Source organism: Blautia sp. HCN-1074 (assembly GCF_037890165.1).
GTDB lineage: Bacteria > Bacillota > Clostridia > Lachnospirales > Lachnospiraceae > Blautia_A.
Genome location: NZ_JBBKBP010000034.1, coordinates 18,430 through 32,493 on the forward strand (window position 1 = coordinate 18,430; position 14,064 = coordinate 32,493).

The following is a 14,064-nucleotide window of genomic DNA, read 5'->3' on the forward strand; positions in this document are numbered from 1 at the left end:
TGAAAGGGGCAGAATATGAGAAAAAAAGCAGCATGTGTGATGGCAGCAGTTTTATGCGTATCACTGGGATTTAGCGGGTGCGGAATCCTTCCGTTTGAACAGGATATTCCGTTCCTGAATTCCAAAGCTGGAAGTACAGAAACAGAGAAGGGAACAGTACAGACAGATGGTAGTCAGGATGCTGATACAGAACAGAATACTGATACAACAGAGAATGAGCAGCAGGGTACCAGCCTGAATGAGGGAGAGCAGGCTGAAACACAGGAATCTCCGCTGGAGCAGGCTTCACTTATGGCGACACAGTACAATTATGATGGAGCCATAGAACTTCTAAAAAGTCAGCCGGATTATGATAGTAATACAGATATGCAGAATGCGGTGGCTGATTATGAGAACACGAAAGCTACCTGCACAGAATATCCGCTCGAACAAATCACACATGTGTTTTTTCATACACTGATTAAGGACACCTCGAAAGCTTTTGACGGAGAGTCGGATTCTGACGGATATAATCAGTATATGACAACAATTGATGAATTTAATAAGATCATACAGAATATGTATGATAAAGGTTATGTAATGGTCAGCCCCCATGATATGGCAGTTGTAAATGAAGATGGAACAATGTCCAGAGGCAGTATTATGCTGCCACCGGGAAAGATTCCGTTTGTTTTATCACAGGATGATGTAAGTTACTATCACTATATGGATGGAGATGGGTTTGCGTCAAAACTTGTTGTGGATTCCAATGGTGAAGTTAAGAATGAATATATAGAGGACGACGGAAGTATTTCCACAGGAGACTACGATATGGTTCCGTTGATCGATACCTTTGTAAAAGAACATCCGGACTTTTCTTATCATGGAAGGAAAGGTATCCTGGCGATGACAGGTTATAATGGCGTTCTTGGCTATCGTACGGACATTGCATATAAAACAGGAAAGAAACTCCAGGATGACCAGAAGAAGTTTCTGGAGGAGAACCCGGATTTTGATTATAAGCAGGAAGTAAAGAATGCAAAGAAGGTAGCGAAGGCTATGAAAGCAGAGGGCTGGGAGTTTGCCAGCCATACCTGGGGACATAAGGATGTTGGAGCTACTTCGCTGGATGATTTAAAGAGAGATGATAAAAAGTGGCAGAAATATGTCGCTCCGATTCTTGGGAAAACAGATATGATCATCTTTGCATTTGGAGCAGATATCGGAAGCTGGGAAGGATATTCTGCTGATAATGAGAAATATGAATTTTATAAGAGTCAGGGATACCGTTATTTCTGTAATGTAGATTCCAGCCAGTATTTCGTACAGATTACAGGTGATTATTTCCGTCAGGGAAGAAGAAATCTGGATGGATACAGAATGTACTATAATCCTGAAATGCTCAGTGATCTTTTTGACGTATCAGAGGTATGGGATTCATCAAGACCGACTCCGGTACCGGGAATGTAGAAGGGAGTATTATTTATTATGAAGAAAAAAATATATCTTGCCATGTTTGCGGCCTGTTTTGCACTAACTGCATCCGCATGTGGTGATGGTGCGGCTGTTATTACAGACAATACAAAAACAGAAAAGTCTGCCGATAATAAAAAAGCAGAAGTGGGAACAACCAGGCTTGTGTCGGTTGAGAATGTAGATAAATATATTACGATTGGAGAATATAAAGGACTGACTCTGGATAATACAGTGGATGCAATCACAGATGATGATGTGCAGGCACAGATTGACCAGGATCTGCAGGATAAAGCAGAACCTGTATCTGACAGTGCCAAAGAAGGTGATCTGGTAACTGTGAACTATGTGGGAACTAAGAATGGACAGACTTTTGATGGCGGGACTGCCAATAATTATGATTTTGTGATTGGTCAGGGGCAGATGTTTGATGAGTTTGAGAATGGCGTAATCGGAATGAAGAAAGGCGAAACAAAGGAAATCAAGATTGATTTTCCGTCAGATTACGCAGATGAAACTCTGGCAGGTCAGGAAGTTGTATATAAAGTCACTGTACAGAATGTGCGCCGCGCAGGTGAACTTACCGATGAGTGGGTAGCAAAGAATACAGATTATACGACTGTGGATGAATATCGGGAAAGCGTTCGCAGCCAGCTGGAGGAAGAAGCGAAGAATTCAGCACAGGAAGTTCTTAAAAATACTGCATGGAGTACAGTACTTGAGAATTCGGAAGTGAAAGAGTATCCGCAGGAGGATGTGGATTCTGCAATTTCTGAGTTTAAGAGCAGTATGGAAGTTTATGCAAAACAAGCGGATATGACTTTAGAGGAATTCATAGACAGCCAGGGGATTTCCCAGGATGATTTTGACGAGCAGTGTCAGCAGTATGCAGAAGGTAAAGTGAAACAGAATCTGATTGTACAGGGAATCATGGATGCGGAAGGGCTGTCTCTTGATGATAAAGAGAGCCTTCAGCTGCAGGAGGAACTGGTGGAACAGATGGGTGCCGGTGATATCGCAGAATTGGTTGGAACATACGGGCAGACTTATGTAGACGAATCAATTGGTCTTCTCAGAGTAGAGGATTTTATTATAAAGAATGCAAGCGTTAGTGATAAAGTCGCGAATGGCGATGTGATCGCGGATGATGCAGAAGCAGCTGCAAAAAATTCAGACTCAGACAGTGAACAGGATATGACGGATACAGAAGATACGAATACTTCAGATGACGCGGGAAATTCAGATGACAGCGATAGCAGCACAAATCAGAGTGGTTCTGATGTTGACGTAAATCTGGAAGAGGAACTGGGGACAGAAGAAGTGGAATAATGGTTACCGGGTTACTGTTCACACACCACTATTCCGCGAGGTGTTTTGGCATGAATATGCCAAAATCCCGAGACATACAAGCCAAAATTCCATTGCCGCAGGCAATCTGGAATGAATTTTGGCAACGTTACTGCGAACGGAGCGAACAGTAACGTTACCGGGCACGGAGTGAACGGTAACGAATAATTGGCATTGTATTTGCCTGGTAAATGAGTTATGATTGAAGTTACAAAAAGAATGACAGTAACTTATGAAGCTATTCAGCAGTTGCAGATAAACGTTCTTGGCTAAATTAATGTAAATAGAAATGGGGAAAGGAAACAATGGATAAGCGGGTTTTGCGCGAGAGGATGCGCAGAAAAAAACGCCAGATGATGATTCGTCATTATACGAAGATCGGACTCTCCGTGCTTGGTCTGATTCTGGCTATTGTATTTGTGGTGAGAGGAATCATTATTCCAATCGCTCATCATGTAGCCGGAGGCGGAAGCAGTAATCAGACTGTGCAGGCCCAGGCAGATACGGAAGAGGTTCAGGCTAATTCTGATGCGGCTGTGAGACAGCCACTGAAGGGTAAATCAGATACGGATAAGATCTCCACGATGACAGCAGGCTGGCATGAAGATACTAACGGAAAGTGGTATCAGAATGCAGATGGTACATATTTTGCAAATGGATTTCAGGATATTGACGGTGTGACATATTCATTTGATGAAAACGGATATATTCAGACTGGATGGGTGACAAAGGGCGTAAAAGATTACTACTTTAATGATGATGGATCTTATGATCCGAGTCAGGTACGGCCGATGCTGGCATTGACCTTTGATGATGGTCCGGGACAGTATACAGATGAGCTTCTGGATTGCCTGGAGGCGAATAATGCACATGCAACATTCTTTATGCTTGGACAGAATGTAAGTGCATATCCGGATGCACCGAAACGTATGCTGGAACTTGGCTGTGAGATCGGAAGTCATTCCTGGGATCATACACAGCTGACTACGATTGACCTTGATTCAGTTGCCAAACAGTTTTCTGATACGGATGATGCACTGACTCAGGCCTGTGGACAGGCAGCGACAGTAGCACGTGCACCGTACGGAGATGGAAATACAGATATTTATAATACAGTAAATAAACCATTCTTTATGTGGTCTTTGGATACGGAAGACTGGAAGCTGATGGATGCGGATGCGGATTATAATGCAGTAATGAACGGAGATCTTACAGATGGAACAATTATCCTGATGCATGATATCCATGAGCCGTCTGTACAGGCTGCCATAAGACTGATTCCGGATCTTATTGCAAGAGGATATAAACTTGTGACGGTAAGTGAGATGGCAGAAGCTAAGAATGTAACATTACAGAATGCATGTTATGTTGATTTCTGGCCGAGTACACTCAGCAACGGTGGTGTTCCCGGATATCAGGGCGGAGCAGATGCAGCAGCTTCTACGGATTCCACAGATGGTACAACTGATTCATCAGATTCTTCTGACGGAAACTCAGATTATTCTGATGGAAGTGAGGATGGAAGTACAGATGACAGCAGTTCAGATGGAAACTATGACGACGGAAGCGGCGATTACAGCGATGATTCTTCGGAAGATTACAGTGACGATTCTGTGGATTACGGAGATGACTCTGAATATTAAAGGACAATAAAAAGTAATAAAAAGAGCAAAGAAATGCGAAAGACAGCGTTTCTTTGCTCTTTGTGTTTTTTACAAAAATAACACAAAAAACGCATAAAAATTGTTAAATATACACATATTTTTAATTGACGTAGCGAATGGGGGTTGGTATAATAAAGCTTATAGAATGACTAAGAGTCAGTTCATAGCCCTGCCGGGTCGGATCGCATTGCAGCAGTAAGGAAGATGTTGTCTGGAACGATCCACCGCAGGCTGAGAATCCTGCTTTGCAGGGTTCTTCTTGTGTTATTGTTTATGTTGCAGTGAGCAATAATATTTTCATATCCGTGAAAAGATAGAAACATGAATATTAAGGGAGGACTCCAGATGGGCGAGAGTATGAAATTTACGGATTTAGACCAGTATTTGTTTGGACAGGGAACCAATTACGAAGTATATAAGAAATTGGGCGCTCATCCTACTACATATCGAAGAAAAAAAGGCGTATATTTTGCGGTCTGGGCACCAAATGCCCAGTCAGTATCTGTAATTGGTGAATTTAATGACTGGGATGAAGAGGCCAGTCCGATGAAGAAGGTAGGACCGATCGGTGTCTATGAAGTGTTTGTTCCGGGAGCCAAGATTGGACAGTTATATAAATTCTTTATCGTAGGAGCACATGGAGAGAAGCTTTATAAAGCCGATCCGTATGCAAATGCGGCTGAGAAGCGTCCGGGAACGGCATCCAGGATTGTAGACATTACAGATTATAAATGGAAAGATGCCACATGGATCAAGAACAGAGAGAAGTTTGACGAGACAGTACAGCCGATGGCAATCTATGAAGTTCATCCGGGTTCCTGGATGAAACATCCGTGGACAGAGGAGAATGAAGAAGGATTCTATAATTATCGGGAACTTGCACATTCTCTGACTGCATATGTAAAAGAGATGGGTTATACTCATGTAGAATTAATGGGAATCGCCGAGCATCCGTTTGATGGTTCCTGGGGATATCAGGTAACCGGATATTATGCACCGACTTCCAGATACGGAACACCGCAGGATTTCAAATATATGATCGATTATTTCCACCAGAATAAGATCGGCGTTATTCTTGACTGGGTACCTGCACATTTCCCGAAAGATGCCCATGGTTTGGTGAATTTTGACGGAACTGCAGTATATGAGCATGCAGATCCGAGACAGGGAGAACATCCTGACTGGGGAACTAAGATTTACAATTATGGCCGCCCGGAGGTTAAGAACTTCCTGATCGCAAATGCTCTTTACTGGATTGAAGAGTGTCATGTAGACGGACTTCGTGTGGATGCGGTTGCCTCTATGCTTTACCTTGACTATGGTAAGAAAGACGGAGAATGGGTTGCGAATAAATACGGAGGAAACAAGAACCTGGAAGCGATTGAATTCTTTAAACATCTGAATACCGTTGTTCTCGGCAGAAATCATGGAACAGTGATGATCGCTGAGGAATCGACAGCATGGCCGATGGTTACAGGAGATGCTGAGAAAGACGGACTTGGATTCAGCCTGAAATGGAACATGGGATGGATGAATGACTTCCTGGAATATATGAAACTGGATCCATATTTCCGTAAATTCAATCATAATAAGATGACATTCTCCATGACTTATGCATACAGTGAGAGATATGTACTGGTTCTTTCTCATGATGAAGTGGTTCATCTGAAATGCTCCATGCTTGAGAAGATGCCGGGCGAACTGCCGGATAAATTCAAGAATTTAAAGGCGGCATATTCCTTTATGACCTGTCATCCGGGTAAGAAGCTCCTTTTCATGGGACAGGAATTCGGACAGCTTCGTGAGTGGAGTGAGGAGAGAGAACTTGACTGGTTCCTGCTGAATGAGGAACCTCATAAAGATCTGCAGAATTATGTACATGATCTTCTTACTATTTATAAGAAATATCCGGCGCTCTATGCGGCTGATAATGATCCGGAAGGCTTTGAGTGGATCAATGCCAATGACGGAGACAGAAGTATTTTCAGCTTTGTAAGAAAATCGCCGACGAAGAGAAATAATATTCTGTATGTAGTTAACTTTACACCGGTTGACCGTCCGGATTACAGAGTTGGTGTTCCGAAGAAGAAACAGTATAAGCTGATCATGGATGAGAACGGACTGACAGAGCCAAAGACATTCAAGGCTGTGAAACAGGAATGCGATGACAGACAGTTCTCATTTGCATATCCGCTGCCAGCTTATGGAGTTGCAATTTTTGTATATTAAGGTTATTGCTCAGACACAATTATCCTACGGGATATGTTGCTAAGAGCGGAGTGAACAATAACATATTAAGTTTTGACCGGAACAGGACTTGCGTTATTTAGCGATATTATAACTAAGCGTATGGAATACCTGGAAAATTCGTGCAAAATCAATAATTGCTTTTTGTATATAACTGCGTTATAATTAGCGCGAAAACAAGGAATAGAGAGAAAAGTTTACATGTTGAAAGGAGAATGAACATGAAAGTATCTAACATTAAAGATATTGAGAAGTTTTTTGAGGTAGTTGACAGCTGCGAAGGAAGAGTAGAATTAGTAACAGGCGAAGGTGACAGACTGAACCTTAAATCCAAATTATCCCAGTATGTGTCTCTGGCAAACATTTTCTCAGGCGGAGAGATTCCGGAACTTGAGATCGTTGCATACGAGAAAGAAGATATTGATAAATTAATGAGCTTTATGATTAACGGTTGATCATTAAAATACGAGAGGGGACATGATATTGGATCATGTCCCCTTCTTTGCGTGTGACAGACTTGAATCTGAAAGAAAGCTTGTGTATAATAAATGCGTTACGGACAAATATATAAGTAGATGGGATATAAGCGAATATGCCAAAATTCCGAGACATACAAGGTAAAACTCCATCGCCAAAGGCGATTTTTAACCGTAACTGTGGAGGTACTGAACAGTTACAATTATTTCATATCTGCTTACAAGATAAATTTGTAAAAAAACATAAAAATAGAAAAGGAGAAACAAAACGATGGCAACTAAGATTGATATTATCTCCGGTTTCCTTGGAGCCGGTAAAACTACATTAATCAAGAAGCTTCTGAAAGAGGCTTATGCAGATGAGCAGGTCGTACTGATTGAGAATGAATTCGGTGAGATCGGTATTGACGGTGGGTTCCTGAAAGAAGCAGGAATCCAGATCCGTGAAATGAATTCCGGATGTATCTGCTGTTCTCTGGTTGGAGACTTCGGAACTTCTCTGAAAGAAGTTGTTGATAAATATCATCCGGACAGAATCCTGATCGAGCCGTCAGGTGTTGGTAAACTGTCAGATGTTATCAAAGCGGTACAGGGTGTTCAGGGAGATGTAGATATCGTACTGAACAGCTACACAACTGTAGTAGATGCAAAGAAATGCAAAATGTACATGAGAAACTTTGGTGAGTTCTTTAACAATCAGGTTGAATATGCCGGCGCAATCATTATGAGCCGTACAGACATTATTGATGAGAAGAAAGCACAGCAGGCTATGGAACTTCTTCGTGGAATCAATGCAAAAGCAGCGATCATCACTACTCCGATCGAGAAACTTGATGGAAAGAAAATCCTTGAGGTTATGGAGAAACCGGTATCTCTTGAAGAAGAACTGATGGCAGAAGAAGAGGTATGCCCGGAATGCGGACATGTACATGAACATGGAGAACATCATCACCATGATCACGAGGACGAATGTGGCTGTGGACATGACCATGACGAGCATGACCATCATCACGATCATGATGAGCATGAACACCATCATGATGAATGTGGATGTGATCACGACCACGACGAGCATGAGCATCATCACGATCATGAAGGACATGAGCATCACCATGACCACGATGATGAATGCGGTTGTGGACATGACCATGATGAGCATGAGCATCATCACGAGCATCACCATGACCACGACCATGAATGCGGCTGCGGACATGATCACCACGACCATCACCATCATCATGCAGATGAAGTATTTACAAGCTGGGGACGCGAGACAATTAAGAAGTATACAAGAGAAGGACTTGAGAAAATGCTCGAAGCTCTTTCTGCTTCTGAAGATTACGGTATCATCCTTCGTGCAAAAGGAATGCTTCCGGCAGAAGATGGAACATGGATCTACTTTGATATGGTTCCGGAAGAAACAGAGATTCGTGAGGGAGCACCGGAATATACGGGCCGTCTCTGCGTGATTGGTTCTAAATTGAAAGAAGATAAACTTGCAGAGTTATTTGGCCTTGCAGAATAAAAAACAATTACCGCGTCCGGTAATAAAAAAAGTTACGGCTTACAGATAAACCGTAGCGCAGTGACAAAATAATCAGGATAAAGGAAATAGAATTATGGATGATATCAGAGTTCCCATTTATTTGGTAACAGGATTTCTGGAGAGTGGAAAGACAACTTTCCTGGATTTTACATTACAGCAGGACTATTTCGCCATTGATGGAAAGACACTGCTGATTCTTTGCGAAGAAGGCGAAGAAGAATATGATATGGATAAACTGAAACTTACAAACACAGTTATAGAAGTGATCGAGGATGAAGAAGATCTGACTCCTCAGCGTCTGGCTGCGATGGATATCATCCATCAGCCGGAACGTGTTGTGATCGAATACAATGGAATGTGGCTTGTAAGTAAATTCGAGCAGATGGAGCTTCCGGACGGCTGGGGTATTGAGCAGGAGATTACCTGCGTAGATGCGACAACTTATCAGGTTTATATGGCAAATATGAAGTCTCTGTTCATGGATATGGTGAGAAATACAGATATGGTTGTATTTAACCGTTGTAAAGAGGGAGATCCGCTTCCTGCATACAGACGTGGAATTAAGGTCGCAAATCAGAGTGCAGAGGTTATTTTTGAGGATGAAGAAGGTGAAATGGACGACATTTTCCAGGATGAGATGCCGTTTGATATTGATGCACCTGTCATTGAGATCCAGCCGGAAGATTACGGAATCTGGTTTGTAGATGCAATGGATAACCCGGAGAAATATGTGGGTAAAACTGTACGCTTTAAAGGTCGTGTTATGAAACCTCGTGGAATGGGAAGCAAATTCTTTGTTCCGGGACGTGTTGCAATGACTTGCTGTGCAGATGATACTACATTTCTTGGATATGTGTGCAGAAGTGATAATGCATCTCATATCAAAGAAGGAAGCTGGGTAGAGGTAACTGCAAAGGTTGCTTTTGAAAACCGTACAGAATATCAGGGCGAAGGCATTGTGCTTTATGCAAGTGATGCAAAAGAATGCGAACCTCTGAAAGACGAAATGGTATATTTTAATTAGGAGACGCGCATATGTATTTAGTAGTGGGACTGGGAAATCCCGGGAGAGAGTATGAAGCAACACGGCACAATATGGGATTTGACACCATTGATCATCTGGTAGAGGACTACAATGTTCCGCAGGGCGGCGTGAAATTTAATGCCATGTACGGAAAAACGATGATTGGCGGAGAAAAGGTTATTCTTATGAAACCTCTTTCTTTTATGAACCTGAGTGGCGGACCTGTCCGCGAGATGGCGAATTATTTCAAAATTGATCCGGAGACAGAACTGATTGTTATTTATGATGATATTGATCTGGAACCGGGACAGCTTCGCATCCGTAAGCAGGGAAGCGCAGGTGGACACAATGGAATTAAGGATATTATCCGTCAGCTTGGCACAGAGAAGTTTCTGCGCATTAAAGTAGGTGTAGGAGCTAAGCCAAAGGGATGGGATCTTGCAGATCATGTACTTGGCAGATTTTCCACAGAAGACAGAAAACTTGTGGATGAAGCAATAGAAAAAGCGGCAAAGGCTGTGGATATCATGATCTCACAGGGCGTAGATGCGGCGATGAACGAATATAACAGAAAAGTACCTGCACAGAAGTAAGAAGCGGCAAAGTGGTAAGTGGCACATGCTGGCTGCTTTTAATGGAAGAAAAGGAAGAAAAGCGGTGACTGTTAATGATGCTACAGCAGGAAAACAGGTGCCGCTTTTATCTTGCCGCAGTGTTCTGGAACTTTTGGCGTAATATTTTTAACCGAATCAAGTAAGTCCCCTGCTTCAATTGCGAGAAGCAAAAAGCAGTGGGTGGGACTTACGAATAGCAATGAATGGCAGAAAGATTTATTTATCGGAGACATATAAGAGGTGAATATGAAAGCATTTATGGCACCTCTGCATGGACTTGCAGAGTTTGAACAGATTAAAGAAAAAAGTAAAACAAATAAGGGGATTCTGCAGGTTTCGGGATGTATGGAATCGCAGAAATCCCATCTGATGTACGGTCTTTCCGAGACTGCGCCATATCGTCTGATCCTGGCAGAAGATGAACGCCGGGCCAGAGAAATCTATGAAGATTACCGGTTTTATGATAAGAAAATATATTCCTATCCGGCAAAGGATCTTCTATTCTTTCAGGCAGATATTCATGGAAATCTGCTGATCCGACAGAGAATGAAAGTAATCCGGGCATTGCTGGAGGAAAAGGAACTTACAGTTGTCACAAGCATTGACGGATGCATGGATTTCCTGGAACCGCTGGAAAAAATAAAAAGCCAGCTGATTCATTATGAAAATGACAGTACGATAGACATGGATCAGTTGAAAAATAAACTGGTGGATCTGGGATATGAGCGTGTAGGTCAGGTGGAAATGCCGGGACAGTTTTCTATTCGCGGTGGTATTGTGGATATCTACTGCCTCACAGAGGAAAATCCATGGAGAATCGAACTGTGGGGGGATGAGATCGATTCTATACGAAGTTTTGACGCTGAGAGCCAGAGATCCCTCGAGAATCTGGAGGAGATTACGATTTATCCGGCAGTAGAACATATCGGGGAATCTGATATGGTTTCTTTCCTGGATTATTTTCCAAAGGAGAAATCGGTTATTTTTCTGGATGAACCGAATCGACTGACGGAGAAAGGTGAAGCAGTAGAAGAGGAATATCGCCAGAGCCGTATGCACCGCGAGGAAAAAGGCAGCCAGAATCTGCCGGACAACTGGCTTTGTTCTTTTGAAGAACTTCAGAAAGAATTAAATAAGAGAAACTGTATTTCTGTCTGTGCGCTGGAACCGAAGCAGGCGGGCTGGAAGGTCCGGGAGAAATTTTATCTGGAAGTAAAATCAGTCAGTTCGTATAACAGTAGCTTTGAACTTCTGGTAAAGGATCTTCACCAGTATAAGAAACAGGGATACAAGATCGCATTGCTCTCCGGTTCCCGTACCAGAGCTGAACGACTGGCGAAGGATCTCCAGGAAGAAGGACTGGCTGCTTTTTACGGGCAGGATTATGACAGGGAGATTCTGCCGGGTGAGATCATGGTGGTTTATGGTCATGCGAAAAAAGGCTTTGAATATCCACTGATCAAATTTGCGGTGATGACAGAGTCGGATATTTTTGGTCAGGAACAGAAGAAGAGAAAGAAGAAAAAGAATTATAACGGAAAGCGTATCCAGGATTTTGCAGAGCTTTCTATCGGGGATTTTGTGGTTCATGAGAAGCATGGGCTTGGTATTTATCGCGGAATTGAGAAAGTGGAAGTGGACAGGATCGTTAAGGATTATATTAAGATTGAATATCGTGGCGGCAGCAATCTTTATATTCTGGCAACTCAGTTAGACTGTCTTCAGAAATACTCGGGCGGTGATACGGCAAAAACTCCGAAACTGAATAAGCTTGGAACGCAGGAATGGAATAAGACGAAAAGCAAGGTCCGGGGAGCTGTCAAAAATATTGCGAAAGAGCTGGTAGAGCTCTACGCGGTACGTCAGGAAAAGGAAGGCTATGTCTGTGGTCCTGATACGGTATGGCAGAGGGAGTTCGAGGAAATGTTTCCATATGAGGAGACAGAAGATCAGCTTAGCGCCATTGAAGATGCCAAGCGGGATATGGAGAGCACGAAAATCATGGACCGTCTGATCTGCGGTGATGTAGGTTATGGTAAAACAGAGGTTGCTCTGCGCGCCGCATTTAAGGAAGTGCAGGAGAGCAGACAGGTGGCGTATCTTGCCCCGACAACTATTCTTGCACAGCAGATATACAACACCTTTGTACAGCGAATGAAAGAGTTCCCGGTACGAGTGGAACTTCTCTGTCGTTTCCGTACGCCGGCGCAGCAGAAGAAAGCGATTGAAGACCTGAAAAAGGGACAGGTAGATGTAATTATCGGAACACATAGAGTCTTGTCGAAGGATGTACAGTTTAAGAACCTTGGACTTCTGATCATCGATGAGGAACAGCGTTTCGGGGTTGCGCATAAAGAGAAAATCAAGCAGCTGAAAAAGGATGTAGATGTGCTGACTTTGACAGCAACGCCGATTCCGCGTACTTTGCATATGAGCCTCATTGGAATTCGTGATATGAGTGTTCTTGAGGAACCGCCGATGGACAGAATGCCGATTCAGACCTATGTTATGGAGTATGATGAGGAGACAGTCCGGGAGGCAATCAACAGAGAACTGCGCAGGGGCGGACAGGTCTATTATGTCTATAATCGTGTTACGGATATTGCGGATGTTGCCCTGCGCATAGCGAAACTTGTGCCGGATGCGAGGGTGGATTTTGCACATGGACAGATGAGCGAGAGAGAACTTGAGAATGTCATGTATGCGTTTGTAAATGGTGATATTGATGTACTGGTTTCGACTACGATCATTGAAACAGGGCTGGATATTTCCAATGTAAATACCATGATCATCCATGATTCCGACAGATACGGACTTTCCCAGCTTTATCAGCTTCGAGGAAGAATCGGTCGATCTAACAGAACGGCGTATGCATTCCTGATGTACAGGCAGAACGTGATGCTGAAGGAGACTGCGGAGAAGCGTCTGGCGGCTATTCGTGAATATACGGATCTGGGAAGTGGATTTAAAATTGCCATGAGAGATCTGGAACTTCGAGGTGCGGGAAATCTGCTGGGTGCACAGCAGCATGGACATATGAATGCGGTGGGATATGATCTCTATTGCAAGATGCTCAGCGAGGCAGTCAAAGAGGCAAAAGGAATCCATACAATGGAAGATTTTGAGACATCGATTGACCTCAATATCGATGCATTTATTCCGGATTCCTATATCAGCAATGAATTCCAGAAACTTGATATTTATAAACGAATCGCTGGAATCGAAACGCAGCAGGACTATGATGATATGTTAGAGGAACTTCTGGATCGTTTTGGTGAACCTGGAAAGGCAGTGCTGAATCTCCTTGCAATTGCGAAGTTAAAAGCTATCGCACATCAGGGCTATGTGACAGAAATTAAGCAGACCGGAAAATCAGTGCGCATTACACTTTATGAAAAAGCAAAGCTGAATCCGGAAGGGATTCCGCTTCTCATGCAGAAATACAGAAGAAGCTTGCAGTTTAAGAATGAGCAGGAACCGAAATTTATCCTGGAACCTCAGGGCAGTCTGATTCCTGCGCTGACGGAATTTGCAGAAGAACTTAAGAATATGGCTGAAGAGTGTGTTTGAATGACCGCGCGTCGCATTCTCGTTACTTCAGTGATGAGTTAGATGAGTTAGACGCGCAATTTTTTTGTTAAAAAAAGAACGTATGTTTACAGAATAAGATATTTATGGTACAATTTGTTCATAG

9 protein-coding genes are annotated in these 14,064 nt (G+C 43.0%); all 9 read left to right on the forward strand.

The annotated features are described in order from the left end of the window. Positions 1-15: 15 nt before the first annotated feature. The 9 genes from WKT11_RS18605 (at position 16) to mfd (ending at position 13,940) form a co-directional block, all read left to right on the forward strand. Positions 16-1,449 carry a polysaccharide deacetylase family protein gene (locus WKT11_RS18605; protein WP_117677217.1) on the forward strand — a complete coding sequence of 478 codons (1,434 nt, stop codon included), beginning with the start codon at positions 16-18 and terminating at the stop codon, positions 1,447-1,449. 18 nt (positions 1,450-1,467) lie between these two features. Continuing rightward, on the forward strand, positions 1,468-2,781 hold the full coding sequence (tig, locus tag WKT11_RS18610) for a trigger factor (protein WP_117846234.1): 1,314 nt from the start codon (positions 1,468-1,470) through the stop codon (positions 2,779-2,781). 350 nt (positions 2,782-3,131) lie between these two features. Further along, positions 3,132-4,442, forward strand: a complete 1,311-nt coding sequence (locus tag WKT11_RS18615; RefSeq protein WP_243010105.1) for a polysaccharide deacetylase family protein — start codon at positions 3,132-3,134, stop codon at positions 4,440-4,442. A 366-nt stretch (positions 4,443-4,808) separates the two neighbouring features. Further along, a complete protein-coding gene (gene glgB, locus WKT11_RS18620; RefSeq protein ID WP_118516627.1) occupies positions 4,809-6,692 on the forward strand; it encodes a 1,4-alpha-glucan branching protein GlgB in 1,884 nt (627 codons plus the stop codon). 239 nt (positions 6,693-6,931) lie between these two features. Then, the gene (locus tag WKT11_RS18625; protein ID WP_117677213.1) at positions 6,932-7,165 is read left to right on the forward strand and encodes a polya polymerase; all 234 of its coding nucleotides are present in this window, start codon (positions 6,932-6,934) and stop codon (positions 7,163-7,165) included. A 292-nt stretch (positions 7,166-7,457) separates the two neighbouring features. Continuing rightward, positions 7,458-8,711, forward strand: a complete 1,254-nt coding sequence (locus WKT11_RS18630; RefSeq protein ID WP_117677212.1) for a CobW family GTP-binding protein — start codon at positions 7,458-7,460, stop codon at positions 8,709-8,711. A 94-nt stretch (positions 8,712-8,805) separates the two neighbouring features. Then, entirely contained in the window at positions 8,806-9,756 is a 951-nt protein-coding gene (locus tag WKT11_RS18635; protein WP_117677211.1) for a TIGR03943 family putative permease subunit, read from the forward strand. Positions 9,757-9,767: 11 nt separating this feature from the next. Beyond that, positions 9,768-10,349, forward strand: coding sequence for an aminoacyl-tRNA hydrolase (gene pth / locus WKT11_RS18640; protein WP_117677210.1), 582 nt, complete (start codon positions 9,768-9,770; stop codon positions 10,347-10,349). A 267-nt stretch (positions 10,350-10,616) separates the two neighbouring features. Further along, a complete protein-coding gene (gene mfd / locus WKT11_RS18645; protein ID WP_340285532.1) occupies positions 10,617-13,940 on the forward strand; it encodes a transcription-repair coupling factor in 3,324 nt (1,107 codons plus the stop codon). Positions 13,941-14,064 lie beyond the last annotated feature (124 nt).

Excerpts from the sequence above, each read along its gene's own strand:
- pth (WP_117677210.1), top strand. The coding sequence starts at position 9,768 with ATGTATTTAGTAGTGGGACTGGGAAATCCCGGGAGAGAGTATGAAGCA.
- WKT11_RS18605 (WP_117677217.1), top strand. The coding sequence starts at position 16 with ATGAGAAAAAAAGCAGCATGTGTGATGGCAGCAGTTTTATGCGTATCA.
- WKT11_RS18625 (WP_117677213.1), top strand. The coding sequence starts at position 6,932 with ATGAAAGTATCTAACATTAAAGATATTGAGAAGTTTTTTGAGGTAGTT.
- WKT11_RS18615 (WP_243010105.1), top strand. The coding sequence starts at position 3,132 with ATGCGCAGAAAAAAACGCCAGATGATGATTCGTCATTATACGAAGATC.
- tig (WP_117846234.1), top strand. The coding sequence starts at position 1,468 with ATGAAGAAAAAAATATATCTTGCCATGTTTGCGGCCTGTTTTGCACTA.
- mfd (WP_340285532.1), top strand. The coding sequence starts at position 10,617 with ATGAAAGCATTTATGGCACCTCTGCATGGACTTGCAGAGTTTGAACAG.
- WKT11_RS18630 (WP_117677212.1), top strand. The coding sequence starts at position 7,458 with ATGGCAACTAAGATTGATATTATCTCCGGTTTCCTTGGAGCCGGTAAA.
- WKT11_RS18635 (WP_117677211.1), top strand. The coding sequence starts at position 8,806 with ATGGATGATATCAGAGTTCCCATTTATTTGGTAACAGGATTTCTGGAG.
- glgB (WP_118516627.1), top strand. The coding sequence starts at position 4,809 with ATGGGCGAGAGTATGAAATTTACGGATTTAGACCAGTATTTGTTTGGA.